This is a genomic window from Pseudomonas sp. Tun-23181, from assembly GCF_057415455.1.
In genome coordinates this window covers 2244699-2266496 of sequence record NZ_CM171630.1, presented here as the reverse complement: position 1 = coordinate 2266496, position 21798 = coordinate 2244699, and the positions used below count along the sequence as shown (strand labels likewise).

The following is a 21798-nucleotide window of genomic DNA, read 5'->3' as shown; positions in this document are numbered from 1 at the left end:
TCCATGCGTACAGCGGTACGTATCTTGGTTACCTTGTGTGTGGTGGTGGTCGCGGTGTTCGCCGGCTATCGCCTGTGGCAGTACTACATGCTCACCCCCTGGACCCGCGATGCGCGGGTGCGCGCCGATGTGGTGGTGATCGCACCGGACGTTTCCGGCTGGGTGCGCCGGCTCGCGGTGCACGACAACCAGCAGGTCAAGGCGGGCGAGGTGCTCATGAGCATCGACCGCGAGCGCTTCCAGGCGGCGTTCGACCAGGCCAGCGCGGTGGCCGAGACCCGCGCCCAGCAGTTGCGCCTGCGTGAGCGCGAGGCGGCGCGGCGTACCGCGTTGGGGCCGGGGGCGATCAGCGCCGAACTGCGGGAGAACGCCCAGATCAACGCCGCGATCGCCCGGGGCGAGCTGCACGAGGCCGAGGCGCAGTTGCAGGTGGCCAAGATCAACCTGGCCCGCAGCGAAGTACGCGCGCCGCGTAGCGGGCACATCACCAACCTGCGCCTGGCCGAGGGTAACTATGTCACCACCGGGCAGCCGGTGATGGCGCTGGTGGACGACTCGACCTTCTATATCCAGGCCTACTTCGAGGAGACCAAGCTGCCGCGCATTCGCGAGGGTGACCCGGTCAAGGTCTGGCTGATGGGCGCGGGCGAATCGATCCAGGGGCATGTGGAAAGCATCAGCCGCGGCATCACCGACCGTAACAGCAACCCCGACAGCCAGTTGTTGCCCGAGGTCGAGCCGACCTTCAACTGGGTACGCCTGGCGCAGCGCATACCGGTGCGGATACGCCTGGACCGGATACCCGAGGGCGTGAGCCTCAGTGCCGGGATGACGGCGAGCGTGCAGGTGCAAGAGGACCAGGCCGAGCGTTGAGCCTCATGGATACGGCAGGCGACGGCGCCAATATTGCCGACGATGGGGCGCGAAGCGATCCCAAATGCAACTGAAGCCCCGGCTGTTCAGGGCTGCTGCGCCGTAGCCGCCAGCACGATCTCTCGAATGCATACCTGCTGTGGCTGCTGGTAAGCCCAGACGATGGCCCCGGCCACATCCTCCGCCGCCAGCACCACGCCTCCCATGTCATTGGCCTTCCAGGCCTCGTAGTCGCGCTTGATGCCCTCGTCGGTGGTATGCCCGAGCAACTCGGTCTCCACCGCACCCGGCGCAATGGTCACCACCCGCACGTTATGCGGTGCCAGCTCCTCGCGCAGGTTCTCCGACAACCCATGCACGGCGAACTTGCTGCCCACGTAGGCCACGTGGTTGGGGAAGGTCTTGCGCCCAGCCACGGAGCTGACATTGATCAGCGTGCCGCGGCGCCGCTCGACCATGCCGCCGAGCAGGGCATGCACGCCGTTGAGCAGCCCTTTGACGTTGATGTCGAACATGCGCTCCCACTGCTGCGGATCCTGTTCGTGCATCTGCCCCAGCAGCATCACCCCGGCATTGTTCACCAGCGCATCGGCCGGCCCATACAGCGCTTCGGCTTCCTGCACGGCGGCGGCCAGTGTCGCACGGTCGCGGATGTCCACGGCGCGGCACAGGCAATCGGGCAGGCCCAGCGCTTCGAGACGCTCCAGCCGTCGAGCGACCAGCAGCAGCGGGTGGCCGGCGGCGGAGAACAGGCGAGCGGTAGCGGCGCCGATACCGGAGCTGGCGCCCGTGACGATGATCAGCGGTTTGTTCATGACTGCCTCCCAGGCATAATCGTTTTCGATGGCCGGGATTCTAGATAACCCTTTCGGCCCTGAAAAACGGCTTATTTCTCTGGATGGCATCGGTTCTGTCTATGGATATCCGTCACCTCAAAGCGTTCATCGCTGTGTTCGAAGAACGCAACATCACCGTTGCCGCGCAGCGCTTGTGCGTGGCCCAGCCGACCTTGTCGGTGACCATTCGCCAGTTGGAGGACGACCTGGGCGTCGAACTGTTCCTGCGTCAGGCCCGTGGGGTCGAGGTCAGCGAACAGGCGCGCCAGCTGTATCCGCAGGCGTGCCGCATGGTCGCTGAAGCCGAGGCGCTGCGCCTGCGTTTCCGCCAGGGGCAGGAGCGGGTGTCGTTGGCATTGGGTATCGAGGCGGATATCGCGCCGGCACAGGTCGAAGCCTGCGTGCGCCTGGCCAGCCAGGCCGTCGGTGGCTTGCAGTTGACCTTGCTGGAGGGCTGCGATGGTGATGCGCGGCTGGCCGACGAGGCGCTGCGTTGCGAGGATGAGCTGTTCCTGCCGCTGTGGGAGGAAGCTTTCGTCCTGACGATGGCTACCGGCAGCCAGCCCGACGGGCGCTGGATCACCTGCCCGCACCACCCCTCGCACCAACGGCTGATGAGCCTGTATGGCGAGGGCGAGCAGGTGGGCCAGGCCGCTTCGTTGCAGCAGGCCCTGGCCATGGTCGCTGCCGGCTTGGGCGCGGCCTGGTTGCCGCAATCGCTGGTCGAACGCCACCCGGGCATCTACTGGCAGCCAAGCCCGGGGCTGGCGCTGCGCCGTCGGGTCGGCCTGTGCCTGACCAGCCAGGCCCTGGTACTGCCGGCGCTGGCCAGCCTGCAGCAGTTCCTGAGTGGCCCGGCCAGCCTTTAAAGGAACATGCCGCCGGAAACCTCCAGGCGCTGGCCGGTGATCCAGCCATTGCCTTCTTCCAGCAACAGGGCTATGGCGGCGCCGATGTCGTCGGGCAGGCCGACACGCCCCAGCGCGGTATTGCTGGCGATGAAAGCATTGACCTGCTGGTTGTCGCGTACGACGCCGCCACCGAAATCGGTCTCGATGGCGCCTGGTGCCAGGATGTTCACGCGAATGCCGTGCGCGCCCAGTTCCTTGGCCTGGTAGCGGGTCAGTACCTCCATCGCCCCCTTCATGGCGGCGTAGGCGGCATAGCCGGGCAGGGCGAAACGGGTCAGGCCGCTGGAGATGTTGACGATGCGGCCACCGTCGGCCAGCAGCGGCAACAGGCGCTGGGTCAGGAAGAACGGCCCTTTGAGCTGGATGTTCAGCAACTGGTCGAACTGGGCCTCGCTGGTTTCGGCGAAGGGCACGTTCACGCCGATGCCGGCATTGTTCACCAGGAAGTCGAAATCGGGGCGGTCGAACCGCTGCTGGAGGGTTTCGCCCAGGCGTTCGGCGAAGGCGACGAAGCTGCCGCTGTCGCTGACATCCAGCTGCAGCATGGCGGCCTTCACCCCGGCCTGTTCCAGGCGCTCGGCTACGGCGCGGGCCTCGTCGGCCTTGCTGTGGTAGGTGCCGATGATGTCGATGCCGCGTGCGGCCAGGTGCTCGGCGGCGTTCCTGCCCAGGCCGCGGCTGGCGCCGGTGATCAGAGCGAGCTTGCGGGTCATGTCGGTTACCTCGTTGATGGTGGTGACGATGGCAACAGGTTATTGATCGAGGCAGGGCTGTTAAATCCTGTGAATCCGGAAATACTGTTCGTATTCACCGGACAATAGGGGCCATGCATGAACAAGCTGGAACTCTTGCGAACCTTCGTCAGGGTCAGTGAACTGGCCAGTTTCACCCAGGCTGGCGAACACCTGGGGTTGCCACGCTCGACGGTGTCGGAGCAGGTCAGGGCGCTGGAGAACCTGTTGGGCACGCGCCTGTTCAACCGCACCACTCGCCGGGTGCAGGCGACCCAGGATGGCGTGTTGTTGTACGAGCGCAGCAAGGACCTGCTCTCGGGCATGGACGAGATCGAGCACCTGTTCCGGGGCGACGATGCCGCGCTGGCCGGATGCCTGCGCATCGACCTGCCGACCATGATGGCCCGTCGGGTCATCGTCCCGGCATTACCGGAGTTCCTCGCGCGCTACCCACACCTGGAGGTGGAGATCAGTTGCACCGACCGCCAGGTCGACCTGTTGCGCGAAGGTTTCGACTGCGTGCTACGCATCGGCGCCCTGAGTGACCTGGATGTGGTGGCGCGGCCTGTGGGCCGCTTGAGCATGCGCAACTGCCTCAGCCCTGCCTACCTGGCCCGCCACGGCGAGCCCCGCAGCCTCGAAGACCTGGCAGGGCACCGGCTGGTCCACTACGTGCGCAACCTGGGCTCACGCAGCCCGGGGTTCGAGTACGAGCACAATGGCGAACTGCGCTTCCAGGCCATGGGCGGCGTGGTCACGGTCAACAACACCGAAGCCTATTCCGCCGCCTGCCTGGCTGGCCTTGGCCTGATCCAGGTGCCGGCGGTCGGGGTGGCCGAACACCTGCGCAGCGGCGCGCTGGTGTCGGTGCTCGAGGCCTGGCAGGCCCAGGCGATGCCGGTTTCCCTGTTGTATGCCCGGCAGCGCCATGTGCCGCGCCGGGTCCAGGTGTTCATGGACTGGCTGGCGGCGCTGCTGGCGTCTCAGGTCGATCCACCGGCAGGCGGAAGCTGAACAGGGTCCCGGCCTGTGCGCTGGAGGCCACGTCCATGTACCCGCCATGGGCCAGGGCGATCTGGTTGGCGATGTACAGGCCCAGGCCCAGGCCTTGTTGGGGGGCGTCGGACAATGGCCGGGAAAAAGGCTGGAACAGCTGGGCCAGTGTCTGCGCGGGGATGGGTTCGCCGAGGTTGTGGACGCTGAGCACGAAGGTGCCATCGCGGATGGCCGCGCTGACCGTGACTGGCCCGTCGGGGGCGCCGTGGGTGAGCGCGTTGGCGATCAGGTTGGAAAGCAACTGGGCCACCCGTTCGCGGTCGCAGCGCAGGCCGCCGATGTCGGCGATGTCCAGCAGGATGCGTCGCTGCGGATGCACCCGTTGCAGCTCCGAGGCGACATGGCCAAGGGCTTCGCGCAGGTCTGGGCAGGGCTGCTGGTTGAGGGGGATGCCGGCACCGAGACGGCCTCGGGCGAAGTCCAGCACATCGCGCACCAACTGTGAGGCACGACGGCCACTGGTGAGGATGTGACGGGCGATGGCGCGACTCTTGTCGTCCTGCAGGCGCTGGGCCAGCAGTTCTGCGCCGGCGGTGATGGCGAACAAGGGGTTGCGCAGGTCGTGGCCGAGCACGGCGATGAACTGTTCGCGTACCTCCGCCATGGCGCGTTCCTTCTGCAGGGCGCGCTCGGTGCGCTGGGCGTTTTCCTCGCTTTCGATCTGGATCGACAGCAGGCGGGCGAACGACTCCATCATCGGCTGGATGGCGCTGCCCTTGAGCTGCGCAGGCTCGGGGTCGAGGGCGCAGAGGGTGCCGAAGAAGCGGCCGTCGGCACGTAGCACCGGTACCGAGATATAGCTCTCGAAGCGGTAGATGCGCGGCGTGTGGTGACGGCAGTACTGCTCGTCCTCGCTGGCCTTGTCGATCACGATGGTCTGCTGGCTGCTGCGGATCTCGTGGCACAGGGTGCTGGCCACATCGAGCTCGTCACCGGCCTTGAGGCCGAAGCCCAGGTTGTCGAGCACGGCGCAGGCGGTCCAGCTGTCCTCGGTGACCCGCGCCACGGCAGCAAAGCGCATGCCGGTGGTCTCGCAGATCACCTGGAGGATGGCCGGTACGACATTGATGCGGCCAATGGTGGCGATGTCGGCGCTGACGGCGTTGGTCATGACAATCCAGTGTCAGGGTGGGAAACGGGGGCTGGAGCCTTACAGTCTAGCGGTACAGGCGACGTCGGATGAAAAACCTTGGCGAACGGTCCGGGACTTGCGCTAGGCTGGCACCTGCGCGTTGCCCACCAGAGGCGACCGCTCGTGCCTGGCGTGCGTCACTTCCAAACATCTTGCGAGGTACGTCATGGCCATTACATCACAGGACATCTGCAACGCCGCCGATCGACTCAAGGGTTTCGTCGGCTTCCATGGCAAGCGCGGCACCCACATCGTGCGCTTCTCCGAGGATTCGTTCGGCCTGGACGTCGCCGGCGACAGCATCATCCCCTGCAGCGAATTCGTCTGGCGGCCAGAGGCGGGCCGGCGCATGGTCCTGTGCCGTGAGCGCCTGGCACTGCTGCTGGCGCAGCATGTGGACGATCGCCTGAACATCGGCGAGCCCCTGCGGATCTACCTGCGGCGCACCGACCTGGCGGAAATCGTTGCCGAGCGCAGCGTCTCTCCTGCGTAGTTGTCAGGGGCGGCTGTGCAGTCGCCCTGCATCACCCTCGCGCAGCAGCGCCTCGAAGCTCGCCTGGTCCAGCGGCCGGCTCAGGTAGTAGCCCTGGACTTCATGGCAGCCTTTGTCGGCCAGCATCCTGAGCTGCTGCTCGGTTTCCACCCCTTCGGCGGTCACCGTCAGGCCCATGGCTTTGCCCAGGTCGATGATCGCCTGGACCACGGCCTGGTCGTTGCTGTTCGGGTTGGTCAGGCCGGCGATGAAACGCTTGTCGATCTTGATGCTGTCGAACGGATAGCTGCGCAGGCAACCCAGCGAGGAGTAGCCCGTGCCGAAGTCATCCATGTTCAGGTGAACACCCAGCTCCTTCAGGGCGAGCAGGGTGCCGAGGGCACCTTCTATGTCGGCGAGCATGACGTTTTCGGTGATCTCGAGTTCCAGGCGCTGGGCGGGGAAATCGGTCTCCAGGAGAATCTCGCGTACCTCGGCGACCACGTCGCTGCGGGAGCATTGCGCCGGCGACAGGTTCACCGAGACCAGCAACTCTGCTTGCCAGTGGCGGGCGGTGCGGCAGGCCTGGCGCAATACCCAGCGGCCGAGGGCGACGATCAGGTCGCTCTGCTCGGCCAGGGGAATGAAGGTATCGGGGCCGAGCAGGCCCTGCTGGGGATGCTGCCAGCGCAGCAGCGCTTCGACCGAGACGATCCGCAGGTCCTGCAGGCGGTAGCGGGGCTGGTAATGGAGCACGAACGCCTCCTGCTCGAGGGCCTGGCGCAGGTCGTTCTCCAGTTGCCGGCGGTACTGGATCTGCTGGTTCATCTGCGCGCAGAAGTAACGCCAGGTGTTCTTGCCGTCGGCCTTGGCCTGGTACAGGGCGATATCGGCGCAGCGTACCAGCTCGCCGGCATCGCAGACCTGGGGGCCGGTCTGGGCGATGCCGAGGCTGGCGCCGACATGCAGTCGCTGCCCGTTGACGACGATAGGCTGGCGCAACAGGGCGATCAGGTGTGTGCAGAGGCGATCGATCTCGTTGCGGTCGTCCATGGCCTCGACGACCAGGGCGAACTCGTCGCCGCCCAGGCGCGCCACCAGGTCGTCTTCGCGGGTGGCCTCGCGCAGGCGCGACGCCACTTCCTGCAGTACCGCATCGCCGATGGCATGGCCGAGGGCGTCGTTGATCGGCTTGAAATTGTCCAGGTCCAGCAGCAGCAAGGTCAGCGGTGGTGCATCGCTGCCACGTTGCAGGGCCTGTTCCAGATGGCGCGTGAGCTTGTTGCGGTTGGCCAGGCCGGTCAGCGCATCGTGCAGCGACAGGTGCTGGATGTGCGCGTGGGCGGCGACTTCATGGGTGATGTCGCTGGCGGTTCCGCGAAAGCCGGCGAGCTTGCCGTCGACCAGGATCGGCCGTGCGGACATGCGGCAGTAGCGGTGCTGCCCGTTGGGGTCGTGGTAGGCGCAGCGTAGGTTGGCCATCTGCTGTGGGTCGGCTTCGGCCTGGGCGTCGAGCCAGGAGGCCAGGGGCGTGGTATCGCAGGCCAGCAGTTGGTTCAGCGGTTGCCCCAGCCAGTCTTCGAGCCGATAGCCCGTGACGCTGGCGAAGCGCTGCGACAGGTAGGTCAGGCGCTGGTGGCGATCGGTTTCCCAGATCCAGTCGGAGGTGGCCTCGGCAACGGCACGAAAGCGCTGCTCGCTGGCCTCCAGCGCCTGGTTGCTGTGTCGCAGGCGCTGCAGGCTCTGGTCGATGGCGCGGGAACTGCGCAGGGCATGGCGGAACAGGTAGAGCATCACCAGGCCGAGCACCAGCAGGGCGCCCAGCAGCGGCGGCAGGACCGCCCAGAGCAGTTGCCGGCCTGGCAGCGGGGTGGTCCAGGTCAGGTGGTAGCCGGTGTCGCCCAGGACGATGCGTGGCGTGGCCCGGTGCGTGGTCGTGTTCTTTTCCAGGCGCATGTCGGCCAGCCCCGCGCCTTCGCCCAGGTGGGCCAGCTTGGCCTCGGTCAACTGGTCGACGAACAGCATCACCGGCGCCTTGCCGACATCGATCTTCAGGACCTCCATGTCCGGGCGCACGGCAGCGGCGCTGAGCACCGTGGGCCAGCCATCGAACAGCACGAAGTGAGTGACCTGTTCGCGGTCGACGGCTACCTGGCGGGCCTGGGCGATGATCGGTGCCAGCGGGGCATCGATGAAGGTCTCGGCGGGGAGGTCGGTTGGCTCGCCTCTTAACAGGGCGTAGCGGGTATGCCGGTCGTCGACCACGAAGACACCTTCGAACCCGCTGGCGCTGTACAGCGATTCGCCGACATTCTTCTCGTCATAGGCCCAATGCCAGTCGACCTCGTTGGCCAGGTGCTGGTAGGCGGCATCCCAGACGGCATAGCTGGAGAGAAACTGGCGGGAGGCGAGCAGGCGCTGTTCCAGCGCCTGGGTGGCGTGAAAGGTGCTGCGTTGGCGTTCCTGTCGGTCGAGGGTAGCGGCGATGTTGAACAGGGCGCCCAAGGTGACCAGCGCGGCAAGGGCGAACAGTAGGGAAAAGCCGCCGATCAGACGGCGGACCTGCAGGCGCGGAGCGGGGAGGTCGACGATCCTGTCCATGCGCGGGCGACTCCTTCTTGAACAGCGCCCCCTTGCCAGGCAAGCACCGGGGAGGGTTCAGTCAGGATAGGCCAGCCTGGGCGGGGAAGCCGCGCCCAGGGCGAAATTCAACTGTTCATATGAATAGAGGAGCGTTTCGTGCGGTTGCCTCGGGCATGCGAAACTTTTTTCGACGGGAGTGTTGACTCTGAATTCAAAGCGCGTATTATTCGCCTCCCGCAGCGATGCACTTGCTGCGAGTCAGGTGGCAGTTGAAGTTGAACGCTTTCGATAAGAAAGCAGCTTCGAAAAAAACTTCAAAACAAACGCTTGACAGACTCTGAGGAAAGCGTAGAATGCGCGCCTCGGTTGAGACGAAAGCTCTTAACCAAACGCTCTTTAACAATCGAATCAAGCAATTCGTGTGGGTGCTTGTGAGTACGGACTGATAGTCGCCAAGATTATCAGCATCACAAGTGGCCATATGAGAAATCACATAGTCATTTGAGATTGCTGAGCCAAGTTTAGGGTTACTTAAAAACCCAAGCAGTATTGAACTGAAGAGTTTGATCATGGCTCAGATTGAACGCTGGCGGCAGGCCTAACACATGCAAGTCGAGCGGATGAAGTGAGCTTGCTCATGGATTCAGCGGCGGACGGGTGAGTAATGCCTAGGAATCTGCCTGGTAGTGGGGGACAACGTTCCGAAAGGGGCGCTAATACCGCATACGTCCTACGGGAGAAAGTGGGGGATCTTCGGACCTCACGCTATCAGATGAGCCTAGGTCGGATTAGCTAGTTGGTGGGGTAATGGCTCACCAAGGCGACGATCCGTAACTGGTCTGAGAGGATGATCAGTCACACTGGAACTGAGACACGGTCCAGACTCCTACGGGAGGCAGCAGTGGGGAATATTGGACAATGGGCGAAAGCCTGATCCAGCCATGCCGCGTGTGTGAAGAAGGTCTTCGGATTGTAAAGCACTTTAAGTTGGGAGGAAGGGCAGTAAGCGAATACCTTGCTGTTTTGACGTTACCAACAGAATAAGCACCGGCTAACTCTGTGCCAGCAGCCGCGGTAATACAGAGGGTGCGAGCGTTAATCGGAATTACTGGGCGTAAAGCGCGCGTAGGTGGTTCGTTAAGTTGGATGTGAAAGCCCCGGGCTCAACCTGGGAACTGCATCCAAAACTGGCGAGCTAGAGTACGGTAGAGGGTGGTGGAATTTCCTGTGTAGCGGTGAAATGCGTAGATATAGGAAGGAACACCAGTGGCGAAGGCGACCACCTGGACTGATACTGACACTGAGGTGCGAAAGCGTGGGGAGCAAACAGGATTAGATACCCTGGTAGTCCACGCCGTAAACGATGTCAACTAGCCGTTGGAATCCTTGAGATTTTAGTGGCGCAGCTAACGCATTAAGTTGACCGCCTGGGGAGTACGGCCGCAAGGTTAAAACTCAAATGAATTGACGGGGGCCCGCACAAGCGGTGGAGCATGTGGTTTAATTCGAAGCAACGCGAAGAACCTTACCAGGCCTTGACATGCAGAGAACTTTCCAGAGATGGAGAGGTGCCTTCGGGAACTCTGACACAGGTGCTGCATGGCTGTCGTCAGCTCGTGTCGTGAGATGTTGGGTTAAGTCCCGTAACGAGCGCAACCCTTGTCCTTAGTTACCAGCACGTCATGGTGGGCACTCTAAGGAGACTGCCGGTGACAAACCGGAGGAAGGTGGGGATGACGTCAAGTCATCATGGCCCTTACGGCCTGGGCTACACACGTGCTACAATGGTCGGTACAGAGGGTTGCCAAGCCGCGAGGTGGAGCTAATCTCACAAAACCGATCGTAGTCCGGATCGCAGTCTGCAACTCGACTGCGTGAAGTCGGAATCGCTAGTAATCGCGAATCAGAATGTCGCGGTGAATACGTTCCCGGGCCTTGTACACACCGCCCGTCACACCATGGGAGTGGGTTGCACCAGAAGTAGCTAGTCTAACCTTCGGGAGGACGGTTACCACGGTGTGATTCATGACTGGGGTGAAGTCGTAACAAGGTAGCCGTAGGGGAACCTGCGGCTGGATCACCTCCTTAATCGAAGACATCAGCCTGCTGATGAGCACCCACACGAATTGCTTGATTCCTTGAAGAAGACGATGTGACGCGACCCTGTGATAGGTCTGTAGCTCAGTTGGTTAGAGCGCACCCCTGATAAGGGTGAGGTCGGCAGTTCAAATCTGCCCAGACCTACCAATTTGTTGTGGTGCAGCCTGTATACGGGGCCATAGCTCAGCTGGGAGAGCGCCTGCTTTGCACGCAGGAGGTCAGCGGTTCGATCCCGCTTGGCTCCACCATGTTGCCGTTACCTGCAGAACTTAGAAATGAGCATTCGTGAATGAATGTTGATTTCTGACTTTTGTCAGATCGTTCTTTAAAAATTCGGATATGTGATAGAAAGACTGATGACGCACTTTCACTGGTGTGGCATCAGGCTAAGGTAAAATTTGTGAGTTCCGCTCGAAAGAGCGACATGCGAATTTTCGGCGAATGTCGTCTTCACAGTATAACCAGATTGCTTGGGGTTATATGGTCAAGTGAAGAAGCGCATACGGTGGATGCCTTGGCAGTCAGAGGCGATGAAAGACGTGGTAGCCTGCGATAAGCTTCGGGGAGTCGGCAAACAGACTGTGATCCGGAGATCTCTGAATGGGGGAACCCACCTAGGATAACCTAGGTATCTTGTACTGAATCCATAGGTGCAAGAGGCGAACCAGGGGAACTGAAACATCTAAGTACCCTGAGGAATAGAAATCAACCGAGATTCCCTTAGTAGTGGCGAGCGAACGGGGACCAGCCCTTAAGCTGGCTTGAGATTAGTGGAACGCTCTGGAAAGTGCGGCCATAGTGGGTGATAGCCCCGTACACGAAAATCTCTTGTCAGTGAAATCGAGTAGGACGGAGCACGAGAAACTTTGTCTGAACATGGGGGGACCATCCTCCAAGGCTAAATACTACTGACTGACCGATAGTGAACCAGTACCGTGAGGGAAAGGCGAAAAGAACCCCGGAGAGGGGAGTGAAATAGAACCTGAAACCGTATGCGTACAAGCAGTGGGAGCCTACTTTGTTAGGTGACTGCGTACCTTTTGTATAATGGGTCAGCGACTTATATTCAGTGGCGAGCTTAACCGAATAGGGGAGGCGTAGCGAAAGCGAGTCTTAATAGGGCGTTTAGTCGCTGGGTATAGACCCGAAACCGGGCGATCTATCCATGGGCAGGTTGAAGGTTAGGTAACACTGACTGGAGGACCGAACCGACTACCGTTGAAAAGTTAGCGGATGACCTGTGGATCGGAGTGAAAGGCTAATCAAGCTCGGAGATAGCTGGTTCTCCTCGAAAGCTATTTAGGTAGCGCCTCATGTATCACTGCTGGGGGTAGAGCACTGTTTCGGCTAGGGGGTCATCCCGACTTACCAAACCGATGCAAACTCCGAATACCAGCAAGTGCCGAGCATGGGAGACACACGGCGGGTGCTAACGTCCGTCGTGAAAAGGGAAACAACCCAGACCGTCAGCTAAGGTCCCAAAGTCATGGTTAAGTGGGAAACGATGTGGGAAGGCTTAGACAGCTAGGAGGTTGGCTTAGAAGCAGCCATCCTTTAAAGAAAGCGTAATAGCTCACTAGTCGAGTCGGCCTGCGCGGAAGATGTAACGGGGCTCAAACCATGCACCGAAGCTACGGGTGTCATCTTTGATGACGCGGTAGAGGAGCGTTCTGTAAGCCTGTGAAGGTGAGTTGAGAAGCTTGCTGGAGGTATCAGAAGTGCGAATGCTGACATGAGTAACGACAATGGGTGTGAAAAACATCCACGCCGAAAGACCAAGGTTTCCTGCGCAACGTTAATCGACGCAGGGTTAGTCGGTCCCTAAGGCGAGGCTGAAAAGCGTAGTCGATGGAAAACAGGTTAATATTCCTGTACTTCCGGTTATTGCGATGGAGGGACGGAGAAGGCTAGGCCAGCTTGGCGTTGGTTGTCCAAGTTTAAGGTGGTAGGCCGAGATCTTAGGCAAATCCGGGATCTCAAGGCCGAGAGCTGATGACGAGTGCTCTTTAGAGCGCGAAGTGGTTGATGCCATGCTTCCAAGAAAAGCTCCTAAGCTTCAGATAACCGGGAACCGTACCCCAAACCGACACAGGTGGTCGGGTAGAGAATACCAAGGCGCTTGAGAGAACTCGGGTGAAGGAACTAGGCAAAATGGCACCGTAACTTCGGGAGAAGGTGCGCCGGCGAGGGTGAAGGACTTGCTCCGTAAGCCCATGTCGGTCGAAGATACCAGGCCGCTGCGACTGTTTATTAAAAACACAGCACTCTGCAAACACGAAAGTGGACGTATAGGGTGTGACGCCTGCCCGGTGCCGGAAGGTTAATTGATGGGGTTAGCGCAAGCGAAGCTCTTGATCGAAGCCCCGGTAAACGGCGGCCGTAACTATAACGGTCCTAAGGTAGCGAAATTCCTTGTCGGGTAAGTTCCGACCTGCACGAATGGCGTAACGATGGCGGCGCTGTCTCCACCCGAGACTCAGTGAAATTGAAATCGCTGTGAAGATGCAGTGTATCCGCGGCTAGACGGAAAGACCCCGTGAACCTTTACTATAGCTTTGCACTGGACTTTGAGCTTGCTTGTGTAGGATAGGTGGGAGGCTTTGAAGTGGGGACGCCAGTTCCCATGGAGCCATCCTTGAAATACCACCCTGGCAACCTTGAGGTTCTAACTCAGGTCCGTGATCCGGATCGAGGACAGTGTATGGTGGGTAGTTTGACTGGGGCGGTCTCCTCCCAAAGAGTAACGGAGGAGTACGAAGGTGCGCTCAGACCGGTCGGAAATCGGTCGCAGAGTATAAAGGCAAAAGCGCGCTTGACTGCGAGACCCACACGTCGAGCAGGTACGAAAGTAGGTCTTAGTGATCCGGTGGTTCTGTATGGAAGGGCCATCGCTCAACGGATAAAAGGTACTCCGGGGATAACAGGCTGATACCGCCCAAGAGTTCATATCGACGGCGGTGTTTGGCACCTCGATGTCGGCTCATCACATCCTGGGGCTGAAGCCGGTCCCAAGGGTATGGCTGTTCGCCATTTAAAGTGGTACGCGAGCTGGGTTTAGAACGTCGTGAGACAGTTCGGTCCCTATCTGCCGTGGACGTTTGAGATTTGAGAGGGGCTGCTCCTAGTACGAGAGGACCGGAGTGGACGAACCTCTGGTGTTCCGGTTGTCACGCCAGTGGCACTGCCGGGTAGCTATGTTCGGAAGAGATAACCGCTGAAAGCATCTAAGCGGGAAACTCGCCTCAAGATGAGATCTCACTGGGGTCTTGAACCCCCTGAAGGGCCGTCGAAGACTACGACGTTGATAGGTCGGGTGTGTAAGCGCTGTGAGGCGTTGAGCTAACCGATACTAATTGCCCGTGAGGCTTGACCATATAACACCCAAGCAATTTGCGTGCAGCGGATTGCGGTGGTGAAGACGCAAGGCCGAAAGTTCGCAACCACAAAGATCACATATCCGAATTGGCTGGAGTGTCCATCTGGATGTTCTGGCAACAGAATTTCTTGACGACCATAGAGCATTGGCACCACCTGATCCCATCCCGAACTCAGCAGTGAAACGATGCATCGCCGATGGTAGTGTGGGGTTTCCCCATGCGAGAGTAGGTCATCGTCAAGATTCATTTCGCAAAACCCCTATCTGCGCGAGCAGGTAGGGGTTTTGTCTTTCTGGTTTCTGGCTGGGGATTGACGGTGGCCCCATCGCTGGCAAGCCAGCTCCCACAGGTACAGCGCAGACCTGCAAGCCAGCGCCATCCCTGTGGGAGCCGGCTTGCCGGCGATGGGGCGCAAAGCGGCCACAAAGGCTAGCTCAGCCGCCACCCTTCCAACGCAAAGCTCTTTTGCCCACCACCCCCTCACACTTCCTCCCGCCGGGTGCGACAATTAATGCCGCCAATTGACGTGACTTCTCCGTACCCAGCCTGCGTCAAGGCTTAGGTTCGGGGCAATTCCGGCTTCCGGACCGAGCGATGCCAGCGCACCGTGCTGCGCATTCCTGGACTTCACCACCGTCCTATCACTTGAGGTAGCAAGCAAGATGGCCAAGGCCGCCGATGTCGTAGTGCAATGCCTGGAAAACGAAGGTGTCGAGTATGTGTTCGGCATTCCCGGCGAGGAGAACCTCGACCTGCTGGAGTCCCTGCGCAAGTCGAAGATCAAGCTGGTCCTGACCCGCCACGAGCAGTCCGCAGGCTTCATGGCCGCCACCTACGGCCGCCTGACCGGCAAGACCGGCGTCAGCCTGTCGACCCTCGGCCCTGGCGCGACCAACCTGGTCACCGCCAGTGCCTACGCCTATCTGGGCGGTATGCCGATGATGATGATTACCGGCCAGAAGCCGATCAAGAAGTCCAAGCAGGGCCGTTTCCAGATCATCGACGTGTGCGGCATGATGGACCCCATCACCAAGTACACCCACCAGTTCGCCTCGGCCGACAACATCCCCGCGCGCATGCGCGAAGCCTTCCGCTTGGCTGAAGAAGAAAAGCCTGGCGCCGTGCATCTGGAGTTGCCGGAAGACATCGCCGCCGAGCAGACCGAATCGATGCCGATCCCGCCGAGTCTGCACCGCCGCCCGCTGGCCGAGCACAAGGCCGTCGAGGCCGCGGTCGAGAAGTTGCAGGCCGCCCGCAGCCCGATCCTGGTGATCGGTGCCGGCGCTAACCGCAAGATGACCGCCAAGGTCCTCAAGCAACTGATCGACAAGACCGGTATCCCCTTCATCACCACGCAGATGGGCAAGGGCGTAGTCGACGAGCGCCACCCGCGCTTTCTCGGCAACGCCGCACTGTCGGCTGGCGATTTCGTGCACCGTGCGGTCGAAGCCGCCGACCTGATCGTCAATATCGGCCACGATGTGATCGAGAAGCCGCCGTTCTTCATGGTTCGTGGCGGTACCGAGGTCATCCACATCAACTTCCGCTCGGCGGAAGTCGATGCCGTGTACTTCCCGCAGATCGAAGTGATCGGCGACATCGCCAACGCCGTCTGGCAGATCGGCGAAGCCCTGACCGACACCAGCCACTGGGACTTCACCCGCCTGCTGGCCATCCGCGAAGCCAACGAAGCGCAGGTCGCCGAAGGCGCCGACGACGACCGTTTCCCGATCTACCCGCAGCGCATGGTCGCCGACATCCGTCGCGCCTTGCCGTCCGAAGGCATCGTCGCCCTGGACAACGGCATCTACAAGATCTGGTTCGCCCGTAACTACAAGGCCCACAAGCCCAATACCGTGCTGCTGGACAACGCCCTGGCGACCATGGGCGCCGGCCTGCCATCGGCCATGGCGGCGCACCTGGTGTACCCGGACCGCCCGGTGATCTCGGTGTGCGGCGACGGTGGCTTCATGATGAACAGCCAGGAACTGGAAACCGCGGTGCGCCTGGGGATGCACCTGACCGTGGTGATCCTGCGCGACGATGGCTACGGCATGATCCGCTGGAAGCAGGCCAACATGGGTTTCACCGATTTCGGCCTGGACTACGGCAATCCGGACTTCGTCAAATATGCCGAAGCCTACGGCGCCAACGGTCACCGCGTGGAAAGCGCCGAGGGCTTCCTGCCGCTGCTCGAGCACTGCATCAAGACTCCGGGGGTGCATGTGATCGACTGCCCGGTCGACTACAGCGAGAACGATCACATCCTCAACCAGGAACTGCGTGAGCGTGCGCTGGCGGTTTAACGCCTGACGGCCCTATTTGCAACAAGCCCGTTCCCACAGGTACAGCGTACTTCTGCAATTCAGCGCTATCCCTGTGGGAGCTGTGGCTCGGTGCCTTGGCTGACCCGCAAGTAACCTCAATATTTACTAAAGCGGCGCTTAAATGCCCGTAGGGCTTGCTTGTAATAGCATTAGATCAGACAACACTGATCACGATTCGACGATAAACATCTACCGCTCCCTACCTTGCTAGCTCCGGCATGATCAGGTTTCTCATCTTCCATGGAAACCCGAGATCATGACCATCGGATCGACTCATAACCATCCCGCTGATCTGGCTATCGAGCCAGCATCCCCCGGCCAACCGTGGAGCGCGCGCTTTCCCAATCCTCCCGACCTGTGTTTCGACTACCGTCGTCTCGTTGAACAGCATGGCGGAGTTGGCCGTGCCTCCCGGCCAGAGCATCGCATCTGCATCGTCGGTGCCGGTGTTACTGGTCTTACGGTAGCTCGAGAGCTACTGCGTTGTGGCTTCACCCGAATTACTCTTATCGAACAAGCCCAGCGCATTGGCGGTCGCCACCTGACCGTGAGGAATAGTTCTGGTGATCAGAGGCAACCCTCGGCACCTTTCGAAATGGGTGCTATGCGCATGCCTTTCTTCAACCGAACCGGTGAGTCGCCAAAGGATGGTCGATCCCTGATGGCGCATTACGCGAATCTGTTCGAGCTGCGTCTCTCCGACTTTCCCAACCCAGGCACGCCTTGGGTCAATGCTACTGGGATCTATCTACGCGAGGGGCAGCTTGAAGGAGAGGGCGAGCCCAAGCTGCTGATCTGGAAAAACCCTGAAGGCCACACTTCACCACCTACTGCAGCACTGCAGAGGATTCAAGGAAAATGGCGGCGTTTTGCCGAGCGTTTCGCTGAGAAGGTAGCCGCTGTCTATGGTACGGAAGGCTGGGCACAGATGTGGACGGCGATCGTCGAGCGATACCACAGGTTGTCTTTCCGTGACCTTGTGTTCCTCCCTGCCCTAGATGCCTGGGACCCGGCGGATCCGGGGGATTTCGGTGGGCTAGGCATGGATCGCGATGAATCGGCGATCTTCTATGCAATTGGCATCGGCGATGGTAGCTGGGGAGCATTCTACGACGTTTGTTGCCTATATCCGTTGCGTACCGCGATTTTCGGTTTCAGTAGCCACTTGCAACTGGTGCATGGGCGTGTGGACGAGCACGGGATACCTCTCACAGCTCCCTATCTTGATGTCGATGCGGTGCGTGACAGCAAGGGCTTGTATTTCCAGGCACCAGCCTACGTTGGTCTTGCTGCTATGGATGAAGCTCTACTGTTCATGAACATCGAAGAGCTCGGCACATCGCTATACAGCCAGTGCGTGGCACGTGAGGATGGCTTGCTGACGGACAGTTCGGTTTGCGGCTTGCACAAGCTGGCCGACGGCCGTATTCGGGTTGAATATCGTTGGCACCAAAGTAATCCGGTCAAGGCGCAATTACTGAGCGATGAGTTCGACAGTGTGGTGCTCACCACTCCATCCTGGTTGATCGAGACAGGGATGTGTCTCGATGGCTTCACAAGGGAAATGCTGCCACAGCACATCATTGATGCCTGGAAGCATGCCCATTGGGAAACCAGTTGCAAGGTCTACGCGCCACTGCAGAAAAGCTTCCTCGATCGCAACCCACAGTTGCCACAGATTCTGGTCACCGACAGCTTCGTCCACGACGTCTATGCCTATCGCTATAGCGGTAGCTATGCCCAAGACTGCATACTACTCAGCTACACTTGGGAAGACGATGCCTCCAAACTAGCAGTGTTTTCCGATAGTGAACTGGTGGACAAGTGCGTGAAAGAACTCGACCGGATCTTGCTGCGTTGCACAAATATCGGTGAGCCGATCTCGCCTTACATCGATACTGGAAACATCTGCATACAACGGTGGATTACAGACCGGAATGCGTTGGGTTGTGCGAAGTTGTACCGGGCTGGCACCTACTACGACGCTGTGAGCCTAATGAAGTATAACCGTGACCTGAGCAGCATTTCTGGGCTCTATCTGGCCGGCGAGTCGTTCTCTGTCGATGCCGGCTGGACCGAGCCCTGCCTGCGTACAGCTATCGATACTGTGATTAACCTCTGTGACCGCACTGCTGCACAATTCAACGGTGGTTTCAAGCTCGAATATTATCCGCATTACCAAGCGCGTTAAGGGAGAGTTTGAAACAACTATGTAGGACCGCTCTTTCTACTATCTTTGCTTTTTCTTCCAGATACATCGGACTGCCCTGACTGTCGCTCAGCAAGCAGCCCCCGTTCTACTGGCGGCTTCCATAACAACTCCAAGAAGGAAGCCACCATGCCCGACCACAGCATCCCCATCAGCCCCGTTCGAATCGCAGTCATCCAATACGATCCCCAGGTAGGGCTCGAGCACTGCGAGGGGAACCTGAGCAGGGGGCTGGCCTTGGCCCGGCGTGCCGCACGCGAAGGGGCCAACCTGATCGTGTTGCCGGAGCTGGCCAATACCGGCTACACCTTCCACTCCCGCGCCGAGGCCTACGCCCACGCCGAGACCTTGCAGGACGGTCGCAGCCTGCTGGCCTGGGCTGACTTCGCCCAAGGGCACCAGGTCTATCTTGCCGCCGGATTTGCCGAGCGCGACGGACTCAAGCTCTATGACAGCGCCGTACTGTTCGGGCCCGAGGGCCGCTTGGGGCATTACCGCAAGGCGCACTTGTGGAACCAGGAGAAACTCTGGTTCACACCAGGCGACCTGGGTTTCCCGGTATTCGAGACCCCCATCGGCCGCATCGGGCTGTTGATCTGCTGGGACATCTGGTTCCCAGAGGTCCCCCGGCTCATGGCCGCGCAAGGTGCCGACCTCATTTGCAGCCTCAACAACTGGGTATGGACGCCACCACCACTGTTCGATGAAGCCGGGCGCTGCATGGCGTCATACCTCACGATGAGTGCCGCTCACGTCAACAATGTCTACATCGCTGCGGCCAACCGCATCGGTCGCGAGCGTGGCGGGCGCTTCCTGGGTTGTTCGCTGATCGCCGGCACGAACGGTTGGCCTATCGGAGAGGTGGCGAGCGCCGAGCAGGAGGGCATCCTCTATGCCGACGTGGATCTCAGTACCGCACGCTCGGCCCCCATCTGGAACAGTCTCAATGATCTTCCCCGAGACCGGCGTACGGACCTCTACGACGCCATGCTGGGGTATCGGCTTCATTCACCGATGCCACGTTGAGGAGAGCGCCATGGAACAGACCTTCCCATCGCGTCGACCCCATACACCAAGCGTGATCCTGAGTGGTCTGGCAGTACTGCTCATTGTCAACCTGGCGCTGGGCCAGTGGCCAGACTACGCACAGCTCACAGCGACTCTGGACCAGCCATTGAGCAGGCTGCGCTGGATCATCGGCGACATCAGCGAAGTCGCTTTCTACAAGCACGAATTGCCGGCTCTCGGTTTGCTGCTGGGCGCTGGCCTGGCACATTGGACCCATGTCCGTGGGTACCGCTGGCAAGGCTTCGCCATCTGCTACGGTACAGGCCTGTGGCCATGGCTGTTCACCAGCTCTCTGCTTGGCTTGTTGCTCAGTCATGCGCTATGGGGGTGGACCCTCTCCAGTGGTACCTGGCAGCCGACGTTCGTCGCTTTCGTATCACTACCGGCGGCCATGGTGCTGCTGTTCGGCGGTGGCTGGCGGGTAGCGATCAATGGCGCGCTGCTTGGTGCATTGCTGGTAACGCCCATGAGCCTGTTGCTGGTCAACTACCTGTGCTATCCCCTGCAGTTGCCGGTGGTGATCGGCAATGTCAGTGGCATGGCGCTGGCAAGCGTGGTGGCTTTCCTGCTGTGCCGACGTTTCCCTTCGTTGGTACGTGGTGGCTTGCAACCTGCCACGCCGGTACCCTTTGCGACAAAACCGGATTACGGCGTGTTGTGGACCTTGCGCCGGGTACTGGCCGATTTCAGCGAAGCACCGTTCTTCGGCAATGAACTGGCCAGCCTAGGGCTGCTCCTGGGGGTATTGCTGGCCTACGTGTTGACCCCAGCAGCACCGGCCTATGGCTCGCATCTGGTGCTGCAGATGGTGATTGGGCAGGCACTGGCCTCGCTGGTTGGTGTGCTGGTCTGGCGGCGGCAGTGGATGGAGCATGGCTGGTATCCCACCTATATTCCCATCGTGTCGATCGTTCCTGCCGCAGTGCTCACACTAGGAGGCAGTTGGCAAGTGATAGTCGCCAGCGCGGTCCTGGGAGCATTGGTCGCACCGCCCTTGGCCGTGGCGATCAGCCAGCGGTTACCGGCCTACATGCACGGTTATATCGGCAATGTTTTGTCCATGGCCATCAGCACCCTGGGGATCTTGCCCCTGGTCGGGTTGCTTGCAGGAGGTAATGCATGACACAGAAGACAGAACTACCAAGGTTGTCGATCGGCAGTCTGGGCGGCACGGTCAGCATGCAGTGCGCAGCACCTGGGCAAGGGGTGATACCGAAGCTCGATTGCGAGGCGTTGCTGGCGTCACTGCCGCAGTTGGATGGGCTTGCGTGGTTCAGCACCGCCACGCTGTGTCTGGAGCCAAGCGCATCGCTCGGCTTCCAAGCACTGCTGGAAGTGCTGGCCTGGGTCCGTGGTGAGGTGGAGCACGGCGCTCAGGCCGTGGTCCTCACCCAAGGCACCGACACCCTTGAGGAAACGGCTTATTTCCTCGACCTGCTCTGGCCTTTCGACACCCCGCTGGTCATGACCGGTGCGATGCGTTCGGCCAGTCACCCGGGTGCTGACGGTCCGGCGAACCTGCTGGCGGCGGTGCAGGTGGCGATAGATGCGGGCAGTCGTAGGCGTGGCGTGCTGGTGGTGATCAATGATCAGGTTCACTCGGCCGCCAGGGTTCGCAAGGTGGCCAGCCTGGCGATGGCTGCTTTCGAATCACCCGGTGGTGGACCTATAGGGGAGGTCGTGGAGGGAGATGTGACCTACCGCCACCCGCCCTTGCCGCGCACGGTGCTGCCTGCACCACGGCAGGTGGAGCATCGCGTCGCCTTGCTGGAGGCATGCCTCGATGCAGACACGGCGCTGCTGCAGGTACTCCCCAAGTTAGGGTACGCAGGGTTGGTGGTTGCCGGCTTTGGTGCAGGCCATGTCTCTAGCGCCTGGGCTGATGCGATGGCCAACGTTGCTCGGCACATGCCGGTCGTCGTGGCCACACGCACTGGCAGCGGTCCGACCGCGAGGGCGACGTACGGCTTTGCAGGTGGAGAAATCGATCTTCAGGCCAAGGGCATGCGTATGGCTGGCGCATTGTGCCCTCGCAAGTGCCGCATCCTGCTCTGGCTGCTGATTGGAACAGGCGACCCCGCGCTATTGGACACGTGGCCCCGGCACTTGTGCTAGGGTGC

At 60.7% G+C, this 21798-nt stretch carries 13 protein-coding genes, 2 tRNA genes and 3 rRNA genes; 14 read left to right on the top strand and 4 right to left on the bottom strand.

The window, feature by feature from the left end; genetic code table 11:
* Window positions 1-3: 3 nt before the first annotated feature.
* Window positions 4-873 (top strand): efflux RND transporter periplasmic adaptor subunit, encoded by an 870-nt coding sequence (locus tag ACDI39_RS10885; RefSeq protein ID WP_253081648.1) that lies wholly within the window; start codon window positions 4-6, stop codon window positions 871-873.
* An 86-nt stretch (window positions 874-959) separates the two neighbouring features.
* On the opposite strand, the gene ACDI39_RS10880 is transcribed toward ACDI39_RS10885, so the two are convergent.
* Complete coding sequence (locus ACDI39_RS10880) at window positions 960-1688, bottom strand: SDR family oxidoreductase (protein WP_225788178.1); 729 nt, start codon at window positions 1686-1688, stop codon at window positions 960-962.
* Between the two features lie 101 nt (window positions 1689-1789).
* Here ACDI39_RS10880 and ACDI39_RS10875 point away from each other — a divergent pair, with 101 nt between their 5' ends.
* Entirely contained in the window at window positions 1790-2578 is a 789-nt protein-coding gene (locus ACDI39_RS10875) for a LysR family transcriptional regulator (protein WP_225788179.1), read from the top strand.
* Here ACDI39_RS10875 and ACDI39_RS10870 read toward each other — a convergent pair.
* Window positions 2575-3333: an SDR family NAD(P)-dependent oxidoreductase gene (locus ACDI39_RS10870; RefSeq protein ID WP_225788180.1), complete on the bottom strand. Its 759-nt coding sequence runs from the start codon at window positions 3331-3333 to the stop codon at window positions 2575-2577. The two genes, ACDI39_RS10875 and ACDI39_RS10870, sit on opposite strands and share 4 nt — an antisense overlap.
* A gap of 117 nt (window positions 3334-3450) precedes the next feature.
* Here ACDI39_RS10870 and ACDI39_RS10865 point away from each other — a divergent pair, with 117 nt between their 5' ends.
* Window positions 3451-4368: a LysR family transcriptional regulator gene (locus ACDI39_RS10865; RefSeq protein ID WP_225788181.1), complete on the top strand. Its 918-nt coding sequence runs from the start codon at window positions 3451-3453 to the stop codon at window positions 4366-4368.
* On the opposite strand, the gene ACDI39_RS10860 is transcribed toward ACDI39_RS10865, so the two are convergent.
* Complete coding sequence (locus tag ACDI39_RS10860) at window positions 4307-5521, bottom strand: GAF domain-containing sensor histidine kinase (RefSeq protein ID WP_225788182.1); 1215 nt, start codon at window positions 5519-5521, stop codon at window positions 4307-4309. The two genes, ACDI39_RS10865 and ACDI39_RS10860, sit on opposite strands and share 62 nt — an antisense overlap.
* A 187-nt stretch (window positions 5522-5708) precedes the next feature.
* Between ACDI39_RS10860 and ACDI39_RS10855 the strand changes: the two genes are divergently transcribed.
* Window positions 5709-6035, top strand: a complete 327-nt coding sequence (locus ACDI39_RS10855) for a DUF2025 family protein (RefSeq protein WP_253081651.1) — start codon at window positions 5709-5711, stop codon at window positions 6033-6035.
* A 3-nt stretch (window positions 6036-6038) separates the two neighbouring features.
* Here the strand turns inward: ACDI39_RS10855 and ACDI39_RS10850 are convergent, their stop codons facing one another.
* The gene (locus ACDI39_RS10850; protein WP_253081652.1) at window positions 6039-8615 is read right to left on the bottom strand and encodes a bifunctional diguanylate cyclase/phosphodiesterase; all 2577 of its coding nucleotides are present in this window, start codon (window positions 8613-8615) and stop codon (window positions 6039-6041) included.
* A gap of 533 nt (window positions 8616-9148) precedes the next feature.
* On the opposite strand from ACDI39_RS10850, the gene ACDI39_RS10845 reads away from it, so the two are divergent.
* The 10 genes from ACDI39_RS10845 to ACDI39_RS10800 all read left to right on the top strand — a co-directional run bounded on the left by ACDI39_RS10845 (window position 9149) and on the right by ACDI39_RS10800 (window position 21793).
* Window positions 9149-10685: ribosomal RNA gene (locus tag ACDI39_RS10845) — 16S ribosomal RNA — on the top strand.
* An 82-nt stretch (window positions 10686-10767) separates the two neighbouring features.
* Window positions 10768-10844: transfer RNA gene (locus tag ACDI39_RS10840), tRNA-Ile, on the top strand.
* A gap of 25 nt (window positions 10845-10869) precedes the next feature.
* A tRNA-Ala gene (locus ACDI39_RS10835) sits at window positions 10870-10945 on the top strand.
* A gap of 234 nt (window positions 10946-11179) precedes the next feature.
* Window positions 11180-14071 (top strand): 23S ribosomal RNA (locus ACDI39_RS10830).
* Window positions 14072-14200: 129 nt separating this feature from the next.
* Window positions 14201-14316, top strand: a 5S ribosomal RNA gene (rrf, locus tag ACDI39_RS10825).
* The 16S, 23S and 5S rRNA genes sit together here with 2 tRNA genes alongside, the layout of an rRNA operon.
* Window positions 14317-14736: 420 nt before the next feature.
* Complete coding sequence (locus tag ACDI39_RS10820) at window positions 14737-16380, top strand: acetolactate synthase large subunit (protein ID WP_368816806.1); 1644 nt, start codon at window positions 14737-14739, stop codon at window positions 16378-16380.
* 277 nt (window positions 16381-16657) lie between these two features.
* A complete protein-coding gene (locus ACDI39_RS10815) occupies window positions 16658-18592 on the top strand; it encodes a flavin monoamine oxidase family protein (RefSeq protein ID WP_486538633.1) in 1935 nt (644 codons plus the stop codon).
* A 147-nt stretch (window positions 18593-18739) separates the two neighbouring features.
* Window positions 18740-19636: a nitrilase family protein gene (locus ACDI39_RS10810; RefSeq protein ID WP_225788354.1), complete on the top strand. Its 897-nt coding sequence runs from the start codon at window positions 18740-18742 to the stop codon at window positions 19634-19636.
* 10 nt (window positions 19637-19646) lie between these two features.
* On the top strand, window positions 19647-20801 hold the full coding sequence (locus tag ACDI39_RS10805) for a hypothetical protein (protein ID WP_225788358.1): 1155 nt from the start codon (window positions 19647-19649) through the stop codon (window positions 20799-20801).
* Window positions 20798-21793, top strand: coding sequence for an asparaginase (locus ACDI39_RS10800; protein WP_225788353.1), 996 nt, complete (start codon window positions 20798-20800; stop codon window positions 21791-21793). The genes ACDI39_RS10805 and ACDI39_RS10800 overlap by 4 nt, the downstream gene beginning before the upstream one ends.
* Window positions 21794-21798: the final 5 nt, after the last annotated feature.